Source organism: Amycolatopsis sp. 505, from assembly GCF_031625235.1.
Lineage (GTDB): Bacteria > Actinomycetota > Actinomycetes > Mycobacteriales > Pseudonocardiaceae > Amycolatopsis.
In genome coordinates, this window is the sequence record NZ_JACKQP010000003.1 from 824,476 (window position 1) to 843,468 (window position 18,993).

Here is an 18,993-nt window from a genome sequence, read left to right on the forward strand (position 1 = left end):
AAAGCCATGGTGAACGGCATGACCGATGACCGGAAGACCATCGCCTTCGTCGTGTACCCCGGCCTGACGCCGCTCGACCTCGTCGGCCCGCTCCAGGTGCTCAGCGCGCTCGGCCAGCTCGATCCGCGCTTCCGGACCGTCGTGGCCGGCGCCACCAAGGACGCCGTCGGCACCGACACCCCGCTCCGGATCGCCCCCAGCCACACCTTCGACGAAGTGCCGTCGCCCTTCGCCGTGCTGGTGCCCGGCGGCACCGTCCCGACGCTGCGCGCGATGGCCGACGAGCGCCTCCTCGCCTGGCTCCGCAGCGCCGCCGGGACAGCCGAGCTGGTGACGTCGGTCTGCACCGGCTCGCTCGTCCTCGGCGCGGCCGGGCTCCTGGACGGCCGGCAGGCGACGACGCATTGGATGTTCCGCGACCTGCTGACCGCTCTCGGCGCCACCCCGGTCGCCCGGCGGTGGGTCGAGGACGGCCCGGTGATCACCGCGGCCGGTGTCTCGGCGGGCATCGACCTGGCGCTGCACCTGGCGGAACGGCTGGCCGGACGGCAGGTCGCGACGAACATCCAGTTCGCCATCGAGTACGACCCCGAGCCGCCGCAGGGCGCCCTGGACTGGGCGAACCAGCCCTACGGCGACCTCAAGCCGCTGCGGGAGCACACGCTGCGCGAAGGCCTGGCGGAGCACCCGGCGCTGCTGGAGAAGCTGCTCGCCCGCGCCTGAGGCCGAACGTCGTCGGCCATCCGGGTGAGCGGGGTTCCCCCGACGCGCCGGGAGGTTAGATTCAGCTCGCTCGATCAGGTGATCTCGCGGGTGGGGTGTTGTAGCCGTGCGGTTCCAGGTCCTCGGCCCGTTGACGGCCTCCGTCCCGCTGCCGTCGGCGGCCCAGCCGCGGCGGCTGCTCGCCGTCCTGCTGGCCCGCGCCGGCCAGTTCGTCGGCCGTGACACGCTGGTCGACGAGCTGTGGCCGGACGGCGCGCCGTCGAGCGCCGCCGCCATCGTGCAGGTCACCGTGTCGAAGCTGCGCAAGACGCTCTCGCCCGGTCTCGGGGCCGCCGAGGCCGGGCAGCGCCTGCGGTCGGGGCCGCGCGGGTACGCCCTCGCCGTCGAGCCGGGGGAGCTGGACGCGGACGAGTTCCTGGCGCTGCTCGCCTCCGGCGCCGACGACCGCGCGCAACGCCGTCGCGCGCTCGAACGGGCGCTGACGTGCTGGCGGGGCGACGCGTTCGCCGACGTCGCGGGCGGCCCGCTGCTGGAGGCGCACAAGCTGTGGCTGGACGACCGGCGCTCGGCCGCGCTGCTGCAGCTGGTCGAGCTGGAACTCGCCGACGGTGACGGCGGGGCGGTCGTCGAGCGGCTCGACCCGGTGGTCGCGGCCCGGCCCGCCGACGAGCGGTTCGCCGCCCGGCTCGCCGCCGCCCTCGGTGCCGTCGGCCGCCGCGAATCGGCCCTGGAGGTGCTCCGCCGGACCCGCCGGGCGCTGTGGGACGAGGCGGGCGTGTGGCCGGGCGCCGACCTCGTCGAGGTGTACCGCCGGATCGCCGGCACCGAGTGGACGACGCCGGGGCCGCCCGCCCAGCTCCCGCCCGCGGTCCCCGACTTCACCGGCCGCGCGGCCGAGCTGGCCGACGTCGGCCGCGCACTGCGCGGACCGGCCCCGGTCGTGCTGCACGGTGCCGCCGGGGCGGGCAAGTCCGCGCTGGCGGTCCAGGCCGCCTGGCGGGCCCGCCGCCGGTTCCCCGACGGCCAGCTGACCGCGTCGCTGCGCGCCCCGGACGGGACCCCGGCCGAACCGGCGGCCGTGTTGACGGGCTTCCTGCGCCGGCTCGGCGCGACCCCGGCCGAACTCGCCGACCGCACCGGGCTGGCCGGGCTGTGGCGCGGCTACACCGCCGACCGCCGGCTGCTCGTGCTGTTCGAGGACGCCGTGTCGGAGGCCCAGGTGCGCGCCCTGCTGCCGAGCGGGCCCGGTTGCGCCACGCTGGTCACCACCCGCCGCGAACTGCCGGGACTGTGCGGGGCACGGGCGATCCCGGTCCCGGAACTGTCCACAGAGGACGGCTGGGCGCTGTTGACGGCGATCGCGGGGGAGGACCGTCTCCGCGCGGAACCCGAAGCAGCCCAACGGGTTCTCGGCCACTGCGCCGGGCTCGCCCTCGCCGTCCGGATCGCCGGCGTCAAACTCGCGACACGGCCGAACCAGTGCGTCGGCGACCTCGCCGCACGGCTCTCCGACGACCGCCGCCGGCTCGACGAGCTGACCGCCGGTGACCTCGGCGTCCGCGCCGCGGTGACGTCGGCGCTGCGCGAACGGCCCGCCGCCGAGGTGTCGCTGCTGCGCCTGCTCGCCGCCTTCGGCGTCGCCGTCCCGGACTGGTGCGCCGCGGCGCTGCTCGACCGGCCGCTCGGCGAAACCCGCGACCGCCTCGACGACCTGGCCGCCACGCACCTCCTGGAACCGGCCGGGCCGCGGTGGGTGGTGCCCCCGTTCGTACGGCTGGTGCTGGGCGAGAACCCGGCCGACGAAACCGCGCTGCGCCGGGCCTGCGAAGCCGCGCTGGCGCACGCCGAACACGCGCGCGGCCGTCGAGCACCCGGGCTGCCGAAGCCGGACCCGGTGATCGCCCGGCGGATCGCCGCCGACCCGGCGGCCTGGGCGGCCGAGGAGACCGGCCTGCTCGCCGCCGCCGTCCGGCTGGCGGGCGCGCACGGCCCGCCCGAGCTGACCGAACGGCTCGCCGACGCCTGCACCGCGCTGGCCGGTACCCCGTGGCTGGGCCACGCCGCCCGCGCCGTCTCGGTGCTCGGGCTGGCCGCGGCCCGCCGCCGTCGCGACCCGCGCGCGGAGGCCGAGAAGCTCCACAACCTCGGTGCGGTGCACTGGCAGCACGGCCACTGGCACCGGGCGCAGGCCTATTTCGTCATGGCCGAGCAGCGCTACCGCGCCCTGGACGACCCGCAGGGCACCGGCGCGGTGCTGGCCGCGCTCGCCGACGTCCACCTCGACGGCGGTGACCCGCGGGCCGCCGAGGCCGAGCTGCGGGAGGCGCTGGGGCTGCTGCGCGAGTGCGGGGACCGCCGCGGGCAGGCGGCCGCGGCGGCACAGCTGGGTTCGCTGGCCGAGGACGTCGGGGACGTGCGGCGCGCGGTCGAGAGCTTCGAGGTGAGCATGCTGCTCGCCCGGGAGTGCGACGACGGCCGCGGGCACGACCACGCCGCCAAGCGCTACGCCGACGTCCTGCGCCGCCACGGCGGCCGGGACCAGGCAGCCGACCTGCTCACCGGTGCGCTCGGCGGCGCCGTCCGCACCCGTGAGCGGCACTGGGAGGCCCACGTCCTGCGCAGTCTCGGCGACCTGCACACCGACGCCGGGGAAGTCGCCGACGGACAGCGGTTCCTGACACGCTCGCTGGCGCTGTTCGAGCAGATCGGGCACCGGCACGCCGCCGCCTACACCCACCGCAGCCTCGCCGAGGCCCGCCGCCGCGCGGGCGATCCGGCGGGCGCGCGACGGCACCTGCTGCTCGCGCTGGACGTCTTCCGGGAACTGCGCGACCGCCGCGGCGCCGGGTACGCGCTGCTCAGCCTCGGGCGGACGCACGCCGAAGCCGGCGACCGGGGCGAAGCGGAACGGCTGCTGCGCTCCTCGGCCGGGTTGTTCCGCGAGCTCGGGTTCCCGCTGTGGGAGCTGCGGGCGCTGCACGAAATCACCGCCGTCACCAGCACTTCCCCGGATCGCGACCGGACTCGTGAAGTCTTGGCGAAGATCAGGACCTGACGGCGTCCCGGCCCGCCGCGCGGCACCGGCAGTTTGGCGAAGTTATGGCCGGCCCGATTTGGCTCACCCCCGTCCGGATCATCGCAGGGTAGGGAGACAGGTCATGCCGGGACAACGGATGCTGGCGCGGGTGGCACTGGGGCTGGCCGCGTCCGCCGCGACGGCGGTGTTCGCCACCATCGGCACCGCGCAGGCGACCGAGCAGGTCACCAAGCTCACCCAGGCGCAGGCCGCGTCGCAGCTGTCCGCCGCCGGTGTCACGCACTCGTCGAGCGGCGGCTGCACCAACCGCAACAACTCGACGTGCACGTCGTACGAGCAGATCAACCAGAGCACGGTCAGCGGGGTCATCACGCTGAAGCGGGCCAGCGGCTGCGCCATCAACATCACCGGGGGCACCGAGACCGGGCACGCGTCCGGCACCTACAGCCACTGGAACGGCTACAAGGTGGACATCTCGCACAACAGCTGCATCGACGCCTACATCAAGAACAGCTTCGGCTACGCCGGCCTGCGCGGCGACGGCTACCCGCAGTGGAAGGCGGCCTCCGGCAACCTCTACTGCGACGAGGGCAACCACTGGGACATCACGTACTACACCTGCGGCTGCTGACCGGACCGGGGCCTGCCGCGGGCAGGCCCCGGTTACCGGGTGCGACGAGCGGGTACCTCTCCGGGAGGAGGTGAGGAGATGACATCCCCCCGAACCCGGGCGCCCCGGCACCGCACGGCGGTGCTCGGCGCGGCCGCCGGAGTGGTCCTGCTCGCCGGGCTCTACCTGGTCCTGGCCCCGTGGCTGACCGGCTTCGGCGGCGCGGGCGTGCTGGCGCTGAGCGACACCCTGGTCGGCCTGGTCCTGATCGCGCTGGCGATCGCCCGCACGGCCACCCGCCGGCTCGCGCTGATCGGCTGGGTGATCCCGGTCCTCGGCGCGTGGGCCGCCGTTTCGCCGTGGCTGCTCCGGCACAGCGGGGAGACCCCGCCGTCGGCGGGCGCTCTGGCCGGCAACGTCGTGGCCGGTCTGGTGGTCGTGGTGGCCGGGATCGCGGTGCTCGCCCGGAAGAACTGACCCCCTTCGAAGCGACGTGCCCGCGCGGATCCGCACGCGGGGAGAAACCGCTGTGCAATCGAGAGGAAGGGCGCGGACCGCCGGATCCGTACGGTCGACGCACACCTACGGACCGCGGAGGAAATGCCCTCTCCGCTCGAAGGAGAGTGCAGTGAACGTCGCCCAGGCAGCACCCGCATCGATGGCGTCGGGTCTCGACCCGCGCCGCTGGAAAGCCCTCATCCTGCTCTGCACGGCCAACTTCATGGTGATCCTCGACGCGCAGATCGTCATCATGGGCCTGCCGTCGATCTCGGCGGACCTCAAGCTCTCGCCCGTCGCGGCGCAGTGGGCCCTCTCGGCCAACCTGCTCACCTTCGGCGGGTTGCTGCTGCTGGGCGGCCGCGCGGCCGACCTGCTCGGCCGGCGCAAGGTGTTCATCGCCGGCACCGCGTTGTTCCTGCTGGTGTCGCTGCTGTCCGGGTTCGCCTGGAACGCCGAGGTCCTGCTGGTGGCCCGGGCCCTGCACGGCGTTTCGGCCGCGCTGATGGCGCCGACCGCGTTGTCCATCCTGACCAACACCTTCCCCGAAGGCCGCGAACGCAACAAGGCGTTCGCCGCGTGGTCCGGGATCGCCTCCATCGGCGCGACCGTCGGTCTGCTGCTCGGCGGCACGCTCATCGACTGGCTGGGCTGGCAGTCCATCTTCTTCGTCAACGTCCCGGTCGCGCTGCTCATGCTGGTGCTGAGCCCGGTGCTGCTGCGGGAGAGCAAGGACGCGGGCAAGCAGCGGACGTTCGACCTCGCCGGCGCGGTCGTCAGCACGGCCGCGCTGGGCCTGCTGGTCTACATCCTGGTCGAGGCGCCCGCGAAGGGCTGGGTCAGCTTCCACACGCTCGGCCTGGGCGTGGTCTTCCTGGTGCTGGTCGCGCTGACGCTGGTGATCGAGAAGCGGTCGGCGGCGCCGCTGGTGCCGCTGCGGCTGTTCCGGTCGCCCGCGCTGGTCGGCGGCAACGTCGTGACGGCGATCGTCGCGGCGCTGGCGTTCGGCATGTCGATGGCGATTTCCCAGTTCTCGCTGGGCGTGCTGCACTACACCGCGCTCGAGTTCGGCCTCAGCCAGTCGGCGATGCCGATCGCGGCGGTGGCCGGTGCCTACCTCGCGCAGGCCCTGCTCAACCGCCTCGGCATCCGCATCGTCTCGGTCGCCGCCGTGGTGCTGCTCGGCATCGGTTCCTTCCTGCTGACCGGGATCTCGCCGACCGGCAGCTACTGGGCCGACGTCTTCCCGGCCCTGCTCCTGTTCGGCCTGGGCCTCGGCGGCGGCCCGGTCGCCCTCGCGGCGGCGGCCCTGAACGGCATCGCCAAGCGCGACGCGGGTATCGCGTCCGGCTTCAACACCGCGGCCTTCCAGATCGGCGGCGCGATCGGCGTCGCGATCGTCTCCACGGTGATCGCCGCGCACATGGCGCAGGCGGCCACGAACCCGGCGGCGATCCTGGAGGGCTTCACGCAGGGCTTCGTGGCGTGCGTGATCTTCGCGGCCGTGGGCCTCGTGCTGGCCGTGGCGCTGCTGCGCAAGCAGGGCAGCCCGGTCCAGGTGGTGCCGGAGCAGCGGACGCACTGAGTTCCGGACACGGACGGCCTCCCCGGTTCCGCCGGGGAGGCCGTTTTCACGTGGAGATCCGGAGCCAGTCGCCGTCGGCCTTGCCGGGCCGGTAATCGCCGTCGGCGCGTTTCGCGTAGATCCCGCCGAGGCCGTGTTCGCGCGCGGCCGCCAGCACGGCTTCGCCGCCGCCGCGGAAGTACCGCGGCACCTGCCAGGCACCGCCGGACAGCCCGAGATCGGCGAGCATGTCCCGCCGTTCGAGGTAGGGCAGGTCCAGCGTCGCCCGGCCTTCGTAGTGCAGCAGGTCGTAGGCGAAGAAGAAGGCGGGGCAGTGCTTGGCCATCCGCTTGGCGTCACTGCCGTCGGCCCGGCTGCGGCGGGCGAGTCCCGCGGGATCCGGCCGGCCGTCGCAGACCACGACCATCTCGCCGTCGAGCAGCACTTCGGTCGAGCCGAGGGTTTCGCCGAGCTTGTGCAGCTCGGGCCAGCGCCCGATGACGTCGGCGCCGGTCTCGTCGTGCGCGGCGATGCGGCCGCCGGACACGCACAGCATCGTCCGGGCGCCACCCCAGTCGAACTCGTAGGCCCAATCGTCGTCCTCGGCCGGCAGTTCGCCCGGCACCGCGGCCATGGGTTCGAGGAATTCGGGGGAGTCCTCGTGCCCGTCCTCGGCCGGATCGAGGCGGCGCAGGGTCCAGTCGCCTTCGTCTTCGGGGTTGTGCCGGTTGAGGAACAGGTACTTGCCGTTCGCCTTCCCACCGTGGAAGACGACTTCGACCTTGTGGTCGTTCCAGTGCAGGGTTTCGTAGCGGCCGGTGTCCCAGATGGCCATCCACCCGCCCCCGTACTCGCCGGCCGGGATCTCGCCTTCGAAGTCGAGGTACTCCATGGGGTGGTCTTCGGTGTGCACGGCCAGGCGCGTGACGCCGGGGGAGCGGGGAAGGCCCTTCGGCACCGCCCACGACACGAGCACGCCGTCGCGCTCCAGCCGGAAATCCCAGTGCAGCCGCGAGGCGTGGTGCTCCTGAATGACGAACAAGTCGTTCCCACCGGCGACGGGCGGGCCTTCGGGCCACGGTTCGGGAGTGCGCTCGCGGGCGCGCTTGCGGCGGTATTCCTCGAGTTTGTCGGCCATGGCCGCCCCAGTACCCCTTCCGCTCGAAGCTTCCAGGGTACCGGGGCGCGCGGGGGTGCGGTGGTTGCGGGCAGGGCCGGGACGTTGTCGGATGCGGCGCGGGGTCGGCCATCGCGGCGGCCTGAGCCGGCTCGGCCGGCGCGAGGCCGGCCCGGCTTGTGCTGCGCGGCGGCCGGCCGGGGCGGGCGTGCCGTGGGCCGGCGCGGTTTGTTGCGCGGCCGCGGGTCGGCTGGGGCGGGCGTGCCGTGGGGCCTGGCATGGTCTGTTGCGCGGCCGCGGGTCGGCTGGGGCGGGCGTGCCGTGGGGCCTGGCATGGTCTGTTGCGCGGCCGCCGGTCGGCCGGGCCGGGCGCGCCGTGGGTTGGCGCGGTCTGTTGCGCGGCCGCGGGCCGGCCGATGGCGGCTTCGGCGGTGCGGCACGGTGGGTGGGGTGGAAGCCATTCCAGCCGCCGAGGCTCGGCAGGCTGCGCGGTAAGTTCGGCCGCTCGCCGGACCGGGTGCGCCGTGGGGCCGGCCCGGTCGGCTGCGCGCCCGTCGGCTGGGCTGGGCCGGGCTCGCGGGAGAGACACCGACCACCCGTCGAGCCGCGCCTACGATTCCGGTCGGCGCAGGAAGCATCGAACCGCACCGGCGCCGACGTCACCGCCTGGCGGCAGCGGTGACCAGTTCGGCCCGGACACCGCGAATGGCTCATCCCCGGCGCCGGAACGCCGGGAATGAGCCATCCACCGCGCTCAGTCCGTTTCCGCCATCGCTTCGGCGAACTGGGCCGCGTACAGCCGCGCGTACGCGCCGCCGCTGTGCAGCAGTGTTTCGTGGTCGCCCTGCTCGACGATCTGCCCGTGCTCCATCACCAGGATCACGTCCGCGTCGCGGATCGTGGAGAGGCGGTGGGCGATGACGAAGCTGGTGCGGCCGCTGCGCAGCGAGTTCATCGCCCGCTGGATCAGCACCTCGGTGCGGGTGTCGACGGAGCTGGTCGCCTCGTCGAGGATGAGGATCACCGGCTTGGCCAGGAACGCCCGCGCCACCGTGATCAGCTGCTTCTCGCCCGCGCTGACCGTGCCGCCCTCGTCGTCGAGCACCGTGTCGTAGCCGTCCGGCAACGTCCGCACGAAGCGGTCGACGTACGTCGCCTGTGCCGCCTCGACGATCTCCTCACGGGTCGGGTCGTCCGCGCCGTAGGCGATGTTCTCCGCGATCGTGCCGCCGAACAGCCACGCGTCCTGCAGGACCATGCCGGTCTGGTCGCGCAGCTCCTCGCGGTTCATCTTCGCGATGTCGACGCCGTCGAGGGTGATCCGCCCGCCGTCCAGCTCGTAGAACCGCATCAGCAGGTTGACCAGCGTCGTCTTCCCCGCACCCGTCGGGCCGACGATCGCCACCGTCTGACCGGGTTCGACGGTCAGCGAGAGGTCCTCGATCAGCGGCTTCTCCGGCAGGTAGCGGAACGAGACGTCCTGGAACTCCACGCGGCCCCGGATCACCGCCGGCCGTTCCGGCACAGCGGGCTCCGGCGCCTGCTCCTCGGCGTCGAGCAGCGCGAACACCCGCTCGGCCGACGCGACCCCGGACTGCAGCAGGTTCGCCATGCTGGCGATTTGCGTCACCGGCTGGCTGAACTGGCGCGAGTACTGGATGAACGCCTGCACCTCGCCGAGCGTGAGGCTGCCCGACGCGACACGCAGCGCGCCGATCACCGCCACCAGCACGTAGCTCAGGTTGCCGATGAACATCATCGCCGGCTGGATCATCCCGGAGATGAACTGCGCCTTGAAGCTCGCCTGGTACAGCGTCTCGTTCTGCTTGTCGAAGATCGCCGCGGACTCCTCGCGGCGGCCGAACACCTTGACCAGCGAGTGCCCGGTGTACATCTCCTCGACGTGGGCGTTGAGCTTGCCCGTCGTCGACCACTGCTTGATGAAGTTCGGCTGCGCCCGCTTCCCGACCTTCGCGGCCACGACCGCCGACAGCGGCACGGTCAGCAGCGCGATCAGCGCCAGCAGCGGCGAGATCAGGAACATCATGATCAGCACGCCGATCACCGTCAGCAGCGACGACACGATCTGCGACAGCGTCTGCTGCAGCGACTGCGCCAGGTTGTCGATGTCGTTGGTGACGCGGGACAGCACCTCACCGCGCGGCTGGCGGTCGAAGTACTTCAGCGGCAGGCGCGCGAACTTGTCCTCGACCTCCTGGCGCAGCCGGTACACCGCCTGCTGCACCAGCGTCGTCGTCAGCCGGGCCTGGATCAGGCCGAAGAACGACGAGATGACGAACAGCGCCAGCACGACCAGCAGGATCCGGCCGACCTTGTCGAAGTCGATGCCGACACCCGGCACGAGGTCGACCCGGCTGTAGATGTCGGCGAGCGTGCCGTCGCCCCGGGCGCGCAGGCCGGCGACGATCTGCTCCTTCGTGACCCCCGGCGGCACCTGCTTGCCGAGCACGCCGGCGAGGATGGCGTCGGTGGCCTGGCCGAGGATCTTCGGCCCGATCACCGTCAGCGTGACGCTCGCCGCGCCGAGCACGAGGACACCGATCAGCGCCACCCGCTGCGGTCGCAGCAGCTGCAGCAGCCGTTTCAGGGAGCCCTTGAAGTCCAGCGCCTTCTCCGCCGGCGCCCCGCCGCCCATCCAGCGGGCACCCGGTCCGGCGGCGCCACCGGTGTTGCGGTGCCGTTGGGCGGTCGGCCGCTCGCCGGCGTCGGTGACGGCGGCTTCGGGCGATTCGGTGGTGCTCACGCCGCCTCCTGTTCGGTGAGCTGGGACAGCACGATCTCCCGGTAGGTTTCGTTGCCGTCCATGAGTTCGCGGTGGGTGCCGGTGCCGACGACGCGGCCTTCGTCGAGGACGATGATCCGGTCGGCGCCCCGGATGGTGCTGACCCGCTGCGCGACGATGACCACCGTCGCGTCCTTCGTCTCCGACACCAGCGCGCGGCGCAGGGCCGCGTCGGTCGCGTAGTCGAGCGCCGAGAACGAGTCGTCGAACAGGTAGATCTCCGGCTTGTGCACCAGCATCCGCGCGATCGCGAGGCGCTGCCGTTGGCCGCCCGAGACGTTCGTGCCGCCCTGGGCGATCGGCGCGTCGAGACCTTCGGCCATCGCTTCGACGAACTCCTTGCCCTGGGCCACTTCCAGCGCGTGCCACAGCTCTTCGTCGGTGGCGTCCGGGTTGCCGTAGCGCAGGTTGCTCGCCACCGTGCCGGCGAACAGGTACGGCTTCTGCGGCACCAGCCCGACCGCGCGGGCGAGCACCGCCGGGTCGAGGTCTCGGACGTCGACGCCGTCGACCTTCACCGTGCCGGCGGTGGCGTCCATCAGCCGGGGGATCAGGTTGAGCAGCGTCGTCTTGCCGGTGCCGGTCGAGCCGATCACGGCGGTGGTCTCACCCGGCCGCCCGATCAGCGAAATGTCGCACAGCACCGGCTTTTCCGCGCCGGGGTAGCGGAATTCGACCCCGGACAGCTCCAGGTGGCCGTGCACCGCGCCCGGGCGGATCGGCGACACCGGCGGCCGGACGCTGGACTCGGTGTCGAGCACCTCGCTGATCCGCTCGGCGCTGACCTCCGCGCGCGGGACCATCATGAACATGAACGTGGCCATCATGACGGCCATCAGGATCTGCAGCAGGTAGGACAGGAACGCCGTCATGGCGCCGATCTGCATGCTGCCGGAGTCGATCCGCTGGCCGCCGAACCACAGCACCGCGACGCTGGACACGTTCATCACCAGCATCACGATCGGGAACATCAGCGCCATCAGCCGCCCGACCCGCAGCGAGACGGTGAGCAGCTCGTCGTTGGCGACGTCGAAGCGCTGCCGTTCGTGCTTGTCGCGCACGAACGCCCGGATCACCCGGATGCCCATGATCTGCTCGCGCAGGATCTGGTTGATCCGGTCGATGCGCACCTGCATCAGCCGGAACGCGGGCCGCATCTTCGCGATGATCAGCCCGACCGAGACCGCGAGCACCGGCACGATGACCAGCAGCAGCGACGAGAGCGGCACGTCGAGGTTCAGCGCCAGGATGATGCCGCCGACACACATGATCGGCGCGGACACCATCAGCGTCAGCGTCATCAGGACCAGCATCTGGACCTGCTGGACGTCGTTGGTGGTGCGCGTGATCAGCGACGGCGTGCCGAACTGGCCGACCTCGCGGGCCGAGAAGTCCTGCACCCGGTGGAAGACCCCGGCGCGGATGTCGCGGCCGATCGCCATCGCCGTGCGGGCGCCGAAGTAGACCGCGCCGATCGAGCCGGCGATCTGGGCCAGCGTGACGGCGAGCATCATGGCGCCGACCCGCAGGATGTAGCCCATGTCGCCCTTGATCAGGCCGTTGTCGACGATGTCGGCGTTCAGCGTCGGCAGGTAGAGCATGGCGATCGTCTGCACCAGCTGCAGTGCGACGATCACCCACAGCGTGCCCCGGTACGGGCGCAGGTGGCTGCGGAGGAGCTTGACTAGCACAACGATTCCCCCAGTGGAGTGGTGGTGGTCGGTTCGGGTTTCCGTTCGGTGCCGCCGGTCAGGGTCGGCATCCCGGCGGCGAGCTCGTCCAGCAGCCGCTCCAGCGTCGGCAGGAGCGGTTCGCCTTCGGTGAACCAGTTCACGAAGGCGACGCGGACGGCACTTTCCACCGAGGAGGCCATCAGCCGGCACAGCAGGTGGTCCACACCGCCCACCCGGTTCGCGATCGTTTCGGCGAGGACCCGCTCGACCGCCGCGTGGGCGTTCAGGAATTCGCCCCGCAGCATGAGCTGGCCCATCAGCTCCCGGATACGCGCAACATACGCGCGATCGGGCTCGCCATCACGCGAATATTGCTCCAGCACCGCCTGCTTGACGGACGTCCAGAGCGGCTCGCCCTCGGGCCGGGCGAGCAGGGCTTCGCGCATCCCCTCGTGCCGGTCGACGACGACCGAGCAGACCGCCTGCTCCTTGCTGGAGAAGTAGTTGTTGAATGTGCGGGGCGAGACACCCACCTCGGTGGCGATGTCCTCCACCCGGACGTTCTCCAGCCCCCGCTCCAGCGTCAGCCGCAGGGCGGCCTGCGCGAGCGCCCGGCGGGCTTCGCGCTTCTTCCGCTCGCGCAGGGTCAGCTTCGGTGGTTCTTCCGGCGGCATGTGCAGAGTGTAGCGAAAAAGTTGCGTGCCCCGCAATTTTTTGCGTGGCCCGCAAGTTTTGGGACGAATCGGGCGCGACCTGCGATTTCGGGGCCAGGGCCTGCCTGGACTGCGAGTACGCCGGGCGTGTGCGCTCTGTTGCGACCCGCAATTTGCAAAATTGAACCGAATGGCCTAATCCACTGCGCTCACCAGCGGCGACGCTCCGAAATCACGATCACGCAGGGCGATCGCACGGGGACCGGCTGTGGACATCCCACGAACCTTTCTGCTTGCATGTCCCGCATCGCCGCCCGGGGGTCGGCGCAGCACACGCATTTCCCAGAAAACACACACGTTCAAGGAAGAAGTGGGACCACATGGCGAGCCGGGCCCGGGAACTCCTGGATCGATCACGCGTCCTGCTGGACCGCTCGCGGGTCGCCGCCGCGCAGTTCCTCACCGCGCCCCCGAAGCACCCCGGGTCCGCGCCGCCGGCCGGCCCGGCGTTCGTGGAGCTGACCCGGCCGGAGCCGGTGGCCGAGCCGTCCGGCGAAGGCGTGCTGGCCGAGATCTGCGCCAGCGTCGCCCTGCGTGACCTCAACCTGCTCGACCAGCTCCTCGCACGGCTGGAGGAGCTGGAGGCGGGGGAGGAGGACCACCACCGCCTCGCCGAGCTCTACCAGCTCGACCACCTCGCCACGCGGCTGCGGCGCAACGCCGAGAACCTGCGCGTGCTCGCCGGGCAGGACACCGCCGGCGACGCCGCCCGCGCGACCTCGGTGCTCGACCTGATGCGCGAGGCGATGTCGTCGATCAACCACTACGCGCGGATCACCATCGGCCGGGTGGTCAACCTCGGTGTCGTCGGCTTCGCCGCCGAAGACCTGGGCCGGGTGCTGGCGGAGCTGTTCGACAACGCCGCCAACCAGTCCTCGCCGAGCTCGCCGGTGCACGTGAGCGCGCACCTGACCGAGCAGGGCAGCGTGCTCGTCCGGATCGAGGACGAGGGCATCGGCATCCCCGCCGACCGGATCGGCGACCTCAACGCGCGGCTGGCCGCGGGCGGCGACCTCGACGACGCCTCGGCGCGGCACATGGGCCTGGCCGTGGTCGCCCGCCTGGCCGCCCGCCACGGCGTCACCGTGCGGCTCGACCGCCGCAGCCCGCACGGCACGGTCGCCACCGTGCTGCTGCCCACCGGCGTCGTCACCGAACTCGCCGAGAACGCGTGGTCTGGGACGCGCACCGTCACGGTCGAGCCGGTCAAGACCGGCGCCGGCCCCGAGCCGGCCACCGTCGGCGGGCTGCCGCGCCGCCGCGCCGGCACCTTCCCCCGCGAGTCGCCGGAGCCGCTGACGGCCCGCAAGCCCAGCCCGCGGCCCCGCCCGGTCGAGGGCACCACCGGCGGGATCACGGCGAACGGCCTGCCGCGCCGGGTGCCCGGCAGCATCCGCGGGGCCGCGCCGGAACCCCCGCCACCGCCACCACCGCCCGCCGAGGACGCGGCCGGGCACGAGCGGCTGCTCGCCGACCTCGGCGCGTTCGCCGACGGCGAGCAGGCCGCGCTGGCGGAGAACCGCACCCGGCAGGACGAGACGCCCGGAGGAACCGCCCGGTGAGCGCGCCCCACTCGGCCACGGCGAACTTCGCCTGGCTGCTCGACGACTTCGTGCGCAAGGTGCACGGCGTCAGCCACGCGCTGATCATGAGCGTGGACGGCTTCCCGCTCACCGCGTCGGACTCGGTCGGCGAGGCCGAAGCCGAACAGCTCGCCGCGATCGCCAGCGGCCTGCTCTCCCTGGCGGGCAACAGCGCCGCGCTGTTCGGGAAGGGCGCCTGCGAGCAGATCATCATCCGGCTCACCCACGGCTACTTCCTGTTCATGGGCATCGGATCCGGTGCCGGGCTCGCGGTGCTGACCTCGGGCGAGGCGGACATGAAGGTGGTCGCCTACGAGATGACCCAGTTCATCAGCAACGCCGGCCACGCGCTCACCCCCGAGGTGCGCGCGGAGCTGCGGCAGGTGCTGACCGCGCGCCGGCCCCGGATGTGACGCCCGTGCCCGAGGATGTGATGCCCGTGTCCGAAAAGGACACCACACTGCCCCGCCGGCACCGCCGGATCCGCGCGTACGCGCTCACCGGCGGCCGCACCGGCACGCGCCACCAGCTGCTGGTGGAGACGCTGATCTCGGTGCCGCAGTACGACCCGGCGCTGAGCGACACGCTGATGCCCGAGTCGCGCTCGCTCTACGAACGCGCCCGGGTGCGCTGCTCGGTCGCCGAGCTGTCGGTCGGGCTGGACCTGCCGCTGGGCGTGGTGCGGGTGCTGCTCGGCGACCTCGCCTCCCAGGGTGCGGTGTTCGTCCACCCCACCGCGCACGCCTACCACCACGACACCAACGTGCTCGAGAGGATCCTTGATGGGCTCAAGCGGCTCCCCGCCTGAGGGCGATCTGCTGACGATCTCCGCGAAGATCGTCGTCGCCGGGGGCTTCGGTGTCGGCAAGACCACCTTCGTCGGTGCGGTGTCGGAAGTGCCGCCGATGAGCAACGAAGCGTGGATGACCGAGGCCGGGGAAGGCATCGACGAAATCCCGCCCGGCGGCAAGTCGACCACGACCGTGGCGATGGACTTCGGGCGGATCACGCTGCGCCCGGATCTGCTGCTGTACCTGTTCGGCACGCCGGGGCAGGCGCGGTTCTGGTTCCTCTGGGACGACCTGAGCCGCGGCGCGCTCGGCGCGGTCGTCCTGGTCGACACCAGCCGGATCGACGAGTCGTTCGCGGCGATCAACTACTTCGAGAACGACTCGGAGCTGCCGTTCGTGGTGGCGGTCAACCAGTTCGAGGGCAAGCCGGTGCACGACCTCGACGAGGTGCGCGACGCCCTCGCGCTCGACCCGGCTGTCCCGCTGGTCACCTGCGACGCCCGCGACCGCGCGTCCACCATCGCCACTCTGACCGAACTGGTCGGCCACACGCTGTCGCTGGCGGTGCTCTCCGGTCCGGCGGGCCGCGAGCTCGCCGGCAGCGCCCCGCACGCCTGAGAAGGAGAACGAGCTCCATGCGCAAGGTCCTGGTCGTGGGCGCCGGGCAGTCCGGCCTGCAGCTGGCCCTCGGGCTGCAGGCGAAGGACTACGACGTCACCGTGATGTCCGCACGGACGCCGGAGGAAATCCGGAACGGGCGGGTGATGTCGACGCAGTGCATGTTCCACGACGCCCTGCAGCACGAACGCGACCTCGGGATCAACCTGTGGGAGGCCGAGACGGTCAACGTCGAAGGCCTCGGCGTCTCGGTGGCCGCGCCCGACGGCGGCCGCGCGCTCGACTGGTTCGCCGAGCTCGACCACCCCGCGCAGTCGGTGGACCAGCGGGTCAAGATGGCCGGCTGGCTCGAGCTGTTCGAGGACCGCGGCGGCAAGCTCGTCATCCACGGCGTGATGACGTCCGAACTGGACGCGCTGGCCCGGCTCTACGACCTGGTGGTCATCTCGGCCGGCAAGGGCGAGCTGGTCCAGCTGTTCGACCGGGTGCCCGAGCGCTCGCCGTACACGCGGCCGATGCGCGCGTTGTCGCTGGTCTACGCCCACGGCGTGGGCCGGCGGCCGGAGCACCCGGACAAGATGGGGGTGCGGTTCAACATCGTCCCCGGCGTCGGGGAGCTGTTCATGATCCCGGCGTACACGCTGAGCGGGAACTGCGACATCCTGTTCTTCGAAGGCGTGCCCGGCGGGCCGCTGGACTGCTTCGGCGACCACCCGGGCCCGGACGAGCACTTCCGGCGCGTGCTCGACCTCATGCGGCAGTTCGTGCCGTGGGAGTACGAGCGCTGCCGCGACGCCGAGCTGACCGACTCGAAGGCGACCCTCGCGGGCGGGTACCCGCCGGTGGTCCGCCACCCGGTCGGCACCCTGCCCGGCGGGGCGATCGTGCTGGGCATGGCCGACGTCGTCGTGGCGAACGACCCGATCACCGGGCAGGGCTCCAACAACGCGAGCCACTGCGCGGCGACCTACCTCGACGCGATCGTCTCCCACGGCGACCGGCCGTTCGACGCGGCCTGGATGGAAGCCACGTTCGAGCGCTACTGGGAGTACGCCCGGCACGTGACCGAATGGACCAACGCGCTCCTCCTGCCGCCGCCCCCGCACGTGCTCCAGATCCTCGGGGTGGCGGGCCAGAACCCCGCGGTCGCGCGGCGGTTCGCCAACGGATTCACCGACCCGGCGGACTTCCAGCACTGGTTCATGGACCCGGCGCTCTGGGAGAAGTACCTGGCAGAGGTCTAGATCGGACTGTCGCCCCGGGTCGATTCCGGCTACCGTGGTCACGTTGCGTGAAGACGACAGCGTGGTTCATCGGAGGTGCGTGGCATGCGGGCGATGTGGAAGGGCTCGGTGTCGTTCGGGCTGGTCAGCATCCCGATCCAGATGTACGCGGCCACCGAGAACAAGAACGTCTCCCTGCGCCAGGTGCACGAAGCCGACGGCGGCCGCATCCAGTACAAGCGGTTCTGCACGATCGACGGCCAGGAAGTGCCGTACGCCGAAATCGCGAAGGGCTACGAGCTGCCCGACGGCGAGATGGTGGTGATCACCGACGCCGAGATGGCCGAGCTGCCGCTGGCCACCCAGCGCACGATCGACGTGCTGGAGTTCGTGCCGCTGGAGTCGATCGACCCGATCCAGTACGACCGGACGTACTACCTCGAGCCGCAGAAGAACGCGGTGAAGCCGTACGTCGTGCTGCGGGACGCGCTGCACAAGTCGAGCCAGGTGGCCATCGCGAAGGTCGCGGTCCGGCAGCGGGAGAGCATGGCGGTGCTGCGCGTGCACGCCGACGTGCTGGTGATGACCACGATGCTGTGGCCGGACGAGGTCCGCGAGCCCGACTTCCCGTTCCTGCGCGACGACCCGCCGCAGATCCGGCCGCAGGAGGTCACGATGGCCGGGTCGCTGATCGATTCGCTGGCCGAGCCGGTGTTCGAGCCGGAGAAGTACCACGACCACTACCGCGAGGCCCTCGAGGAGATGATCGAGGCCAAGGTCGCGGGGGACGAGACGACCAAGCCCGCCGCCGTCACCGCCAAGGCCGAGGTCGTCGACCTGATGGCGGCGCTGCAGGCCAGTGTGGACGCCGCGAAGAAGTCGCGAAAGTCCTCTTCGGAGGCCGCCGCGGCGTCCGAAGTGTCCGAAGCTCCCGCAGCGTCCGATGAGGACGAGAAGCCGGCGAAGAAGAAGCCGGCCACCCGGAAGCGGGCACCGAAGTCCGCCTGAGTGCGCTCGGACGGGTGGTTGTGCCGACACGCCGCCCGGCTCCCGCGCCCGCGCGCTCCCCGGTCCTACCTTGGGGTGCACGAGCGCGGAAAGGCGGTGCGGACATGGAGTGTGCATCCTGTGACGCCGGGATCGATCACTGCCACGGGACGCTGGTGGTCCACCCGGAAGGCGGGTTCGCCGAGTGCACCGAACCGGCCTGTGCGGACGGTGACCGCGTGCGCCACGCCCTGATCGTCGACTGCCGGGGCGTCGGCGGCGGCTGCGGCTGTGCCACCGCGCCGCGGAAGCCGTTGCTGCGCCGAGCTTCCTGAGCCTCCCGCCAGGAACCGCGAAGGCCTTCCCGGCCGGGTGTGAGCCGGCCGGGAAGGCCTTCGCGGCGTTCGGGATTCGTCAAGGTGGTCACACGATCGTGTATGCAGCTGTGTACAGCGGCTTGGCGATGTGCTAACACTAACGGGGTCCTTCGGCTCTCCCTCCCCCTCGGAGCCGGAGGACCCTTTACTTTCCAGGCGGCACGGTCGGGGTCCTGGCCGAGGCGCGGTCGTGATCCGGGAGCGCGGGAACGCCCGCCCTCGAAGGCGATCGCAATTTCCTTCTTCGCGCTCACGATTTACGTGACCACTGGAGACGTCGGTTCGTTTTTCACCGGCACGGCGCCGGAAACTTCCCGGGCCGGAATCGTGCTCGCGGCCATTTCCCCGGCCGTGGTGCCGGCCCTCTCCGCGGGACAGCCGAACGGCCTGGCGCGGCCGGCAATGCCGGCCGCGCCAGGCCGTGGCGGGGTCTCGGGATCAGTACCAGTGCGCCCGGCCACCGATCCGGCGGCCGGTGCCGCCCAGGATGGCCAGTGCCACGCCGGCCACCGCGAGAATGATACCGATGGTGTACAGCACCGGGATGCCCACGATGAACCCGATGACAAGGAGAATCACACCGAGAATGATCACTTGACACACTCCTTCGCATGAGACCCGGCCCGGCTCCGTGCCGTCCGGGCGGATGCGCTCTCGCCGGGAGGATGGCCAGTTT

17 protein-coding genes are annotated in these 18,993 nt (G+C 71.8%); 12 read left to right on the forward strand and 5 right to left on the reverse strand.

What is annotated here, in order from left to right; genetic code table 11:
* The first annotated feature begins 18 nt into the window (after positions 1-18).
* The 5 genes from H5965_RS15440 to H5965_RS15460 all read left to right on the forward strand — a co-directional run bounded on the left by H5965_RS15440 (position 19) and on the right by H5965_RS15460 (position 6,453).
* Positions 19-723, forward strand: a complete 705-nt coding sequence (locus H5965_RS15440; RefSeq protein WP_310970463.1) for a DJ-1/PfpI family protein — start codon at positions 19-21, stop codon at positions 721-723.
* Positions 724-829: 106 nt separating this feature from the next.
* Positions 830-3,778 carry a BTAD domain-containing putative transcriptional regulator gene (locus H5965_RS15445; protein ID WP_310970465.1) on the forward strand — a complete coding sequence of 983 codons (2,949 nt, stop codon included), beginning with the start codon at positions 830-832 and terminating at the stop codon, positions 3,776-3,778.
* 103 nt (positions 3,779-3,881) lie between these two features.
* On the forward strand, positions 3,882-4,391 hold the full coding sequence (locus tag H5965_RS15450; protein ID WP_310970466.1) for a hypothetical protein: 510 nt from the start codon (positions 3,882-3,884) through the stop codon (positions 4,389-4,391).
* A gap of 78 nt (positions 4,392-4,469) precedes the next feature.
* Positions 4,470-4,847 (forward strand): SPW repeat protein, encoded by a 378-nt coding sequence (locus H5965_RS15455; protein ID WP_310970468.1) that lies wholly within the window; start codon positions 4,470-4,472, stop codon positions 4,845-4,847.
* A 151-nt stretch (positions 4,848-4,998) separates the two neighbouring features.
* Positions 4,999-6,453: an MFS transporter gene (locus H5965_RS15460; RefSeq protein WP_310970469.1), complete on the forward strand. Its 1,455-nt coding sequence runs from the start codon at positions 4,999-5,001 to the stop codon at positions 6,451-6,453.
* 46 nt (positions 6,454-6,499) lie between these two features.
* On the opposite strand, the gene H5965_RS15465 is transcribed toward H5965_RS15460, so the two are convergent.
* From H5965_RS15465 to H5965_RS15480, 4 genes are all read right to left on the reverse strand, one after another.
* Entirely contained in the window at positions 6,500-7,570 is a 1,071-nt protein-coding gene (locus H5965_RS15465) for a DNA polymerase ligase N-terminal domain-containing protein (RefSeq protein ID WP_310970470.1), read from the reverse strand.
* Positions 7,571-8,303: 733 nt separating this feature from the next.
* Complete coding sequence (locus tag H5965_RS15470) at positions 8,304-10,313, reverse strand: ABC transporter ATP-binding protein (protein ID WP_310970472.1); 2,010 nt, start codon at positions 10,311-10,313, stop codon at positions 8,304-8,306.
* Positions 10,310-12,043: an ABC transporter ATP-binding protein gene (locus H5965_RS15475; protein ID WP_310970473.1), complete on the reverse strand. Its 1,734-nt coding sequence runs from the start codon at positions 12,041-12,043 to the stop codon at positions 10,310-10,312. The genes H5965_RS15470 and H5965_RS15475 overlap by 4 nt, the downstream gene beginning before the upstream one ends.
* Positions 12,037-12,699, reverse strand: a complete 663-nt coding sequence (locus tag H5965_RS15480) for a TetR/AcrR family transcriptional regulator (RefSeq protein WP_310970475.1) — start codon at positions 12,697-12,699, stop codon at positions 12,037-12,039. Before H5965_RS15480 ends, H5965_RS15475 begins: the two co-directional genes overlap by 7 nt.
* Positions 12,700-13,058: 359 nt before the next feature.
* Between H5965_RS15480 and H5965_RS15485 the strand changes: the two genes are divergently transcribed.
* From H5965_RS15485 to H5965_RS15515, 7 genes are all read left to right on the forward strand, one after another.
* Positions 13,059-14,300 (forward strand): ATP-binding protein, encoded by a 1,242-nt coding sequence (locus H5965_RS15485; RefSeq protein WP_310970476.1) that lies wholly within the window; start codon positions 13,059-13,061, stop codon positions 14,298-14,300.
* Positions 14,297-14,734 (forward strand): roadblock/LC7 domain-containing protein, encoded by a 438-nt coding sequence (locus H5965_RS15490; protein ID WP_310970477.1) that lies wholly within the window; start codon positions 14,297-14,299, stop codon positions 14,732-14,734. Before H5965_RS15485 ends, H5965_RS15490 begins: the two co-directional genes overlap by 4 nt.
* 20 nt (positions 14,735-14,754) lie before the next feature.
* Complete coding sequence (locus H5965_RS15495; protein ID WP_310970478.1) at positions 14,755-15,129, forward strand: DUF742 domain-containing protein; 375 nt, start codon at positions 14,755-14,757, stop codon at positions 15,127-15,129.
* Positions 15,104-15,730, forward strand: a complete 627-nt coding sequence (locus H5965_RS15500) for an ATP/GTP-binding protein (RefSeq protein WP_310970480.1) — start codon at positions 15,104-15,106, stop codon at positions 15,728-15,730. Before H5965_RS15495 ends, H5965_RS15500 begins: the two co-directional genes overlap by 26 nt.
* Before the next feature lie 17 nt (positions 15,731-15,747).
* Complete coding sequence (locus H5965_RS15505; protein ID WP_310970481.1) at positions 15,748-16,974, forward strand: styrene monooxygenase/indole monooxygenase family protein; 1,227 nt, start codon at positions 15,748-15,750, stop codon at positions 16,972-16,974.
* A gap of 84 nt (positions 16,975-17,058) precedes the next feature.
* Positions 17,059-17,961: a Ku protein gene (locus H5965_RS15510; protein ID WP_310970482.1), complete on the forward strand. Its 903-nt coding sequence runs from the start codon at positions 17,059-17,061 to the stop codon at positions 17,959-17,961.
* A 104-nt stretch (positions 17,962-18,065) separates the two neighbouring features.
* Positions 18,066-18,275, forward strand: a complete 210-nt coding sequence (locus tag H5965_RS15515; protein ID WP_310970484.1) for a hypothetical protein — start codon at positions 18,066-18,068, stop codon at positions 18,273-18,275.
* A 480-nt stretch (positions 18,276-18,755) separates the two neighbouring features.
* On the opposite strand, the gene H5965_RS15520 is transcribed toward H5965_RS15515, so the two are convergent.
* Entirely contained in the window at positions 18,756-18,896 is a 141-nt protein-coding gene (locus tag H5965_RS15520) for a hypothetical protein (protein ID WP_162472556.1), read from the reverse strand.
* Between the last annotated feature and the right edge of the window lie 97 nt (positions 18,897-18,993).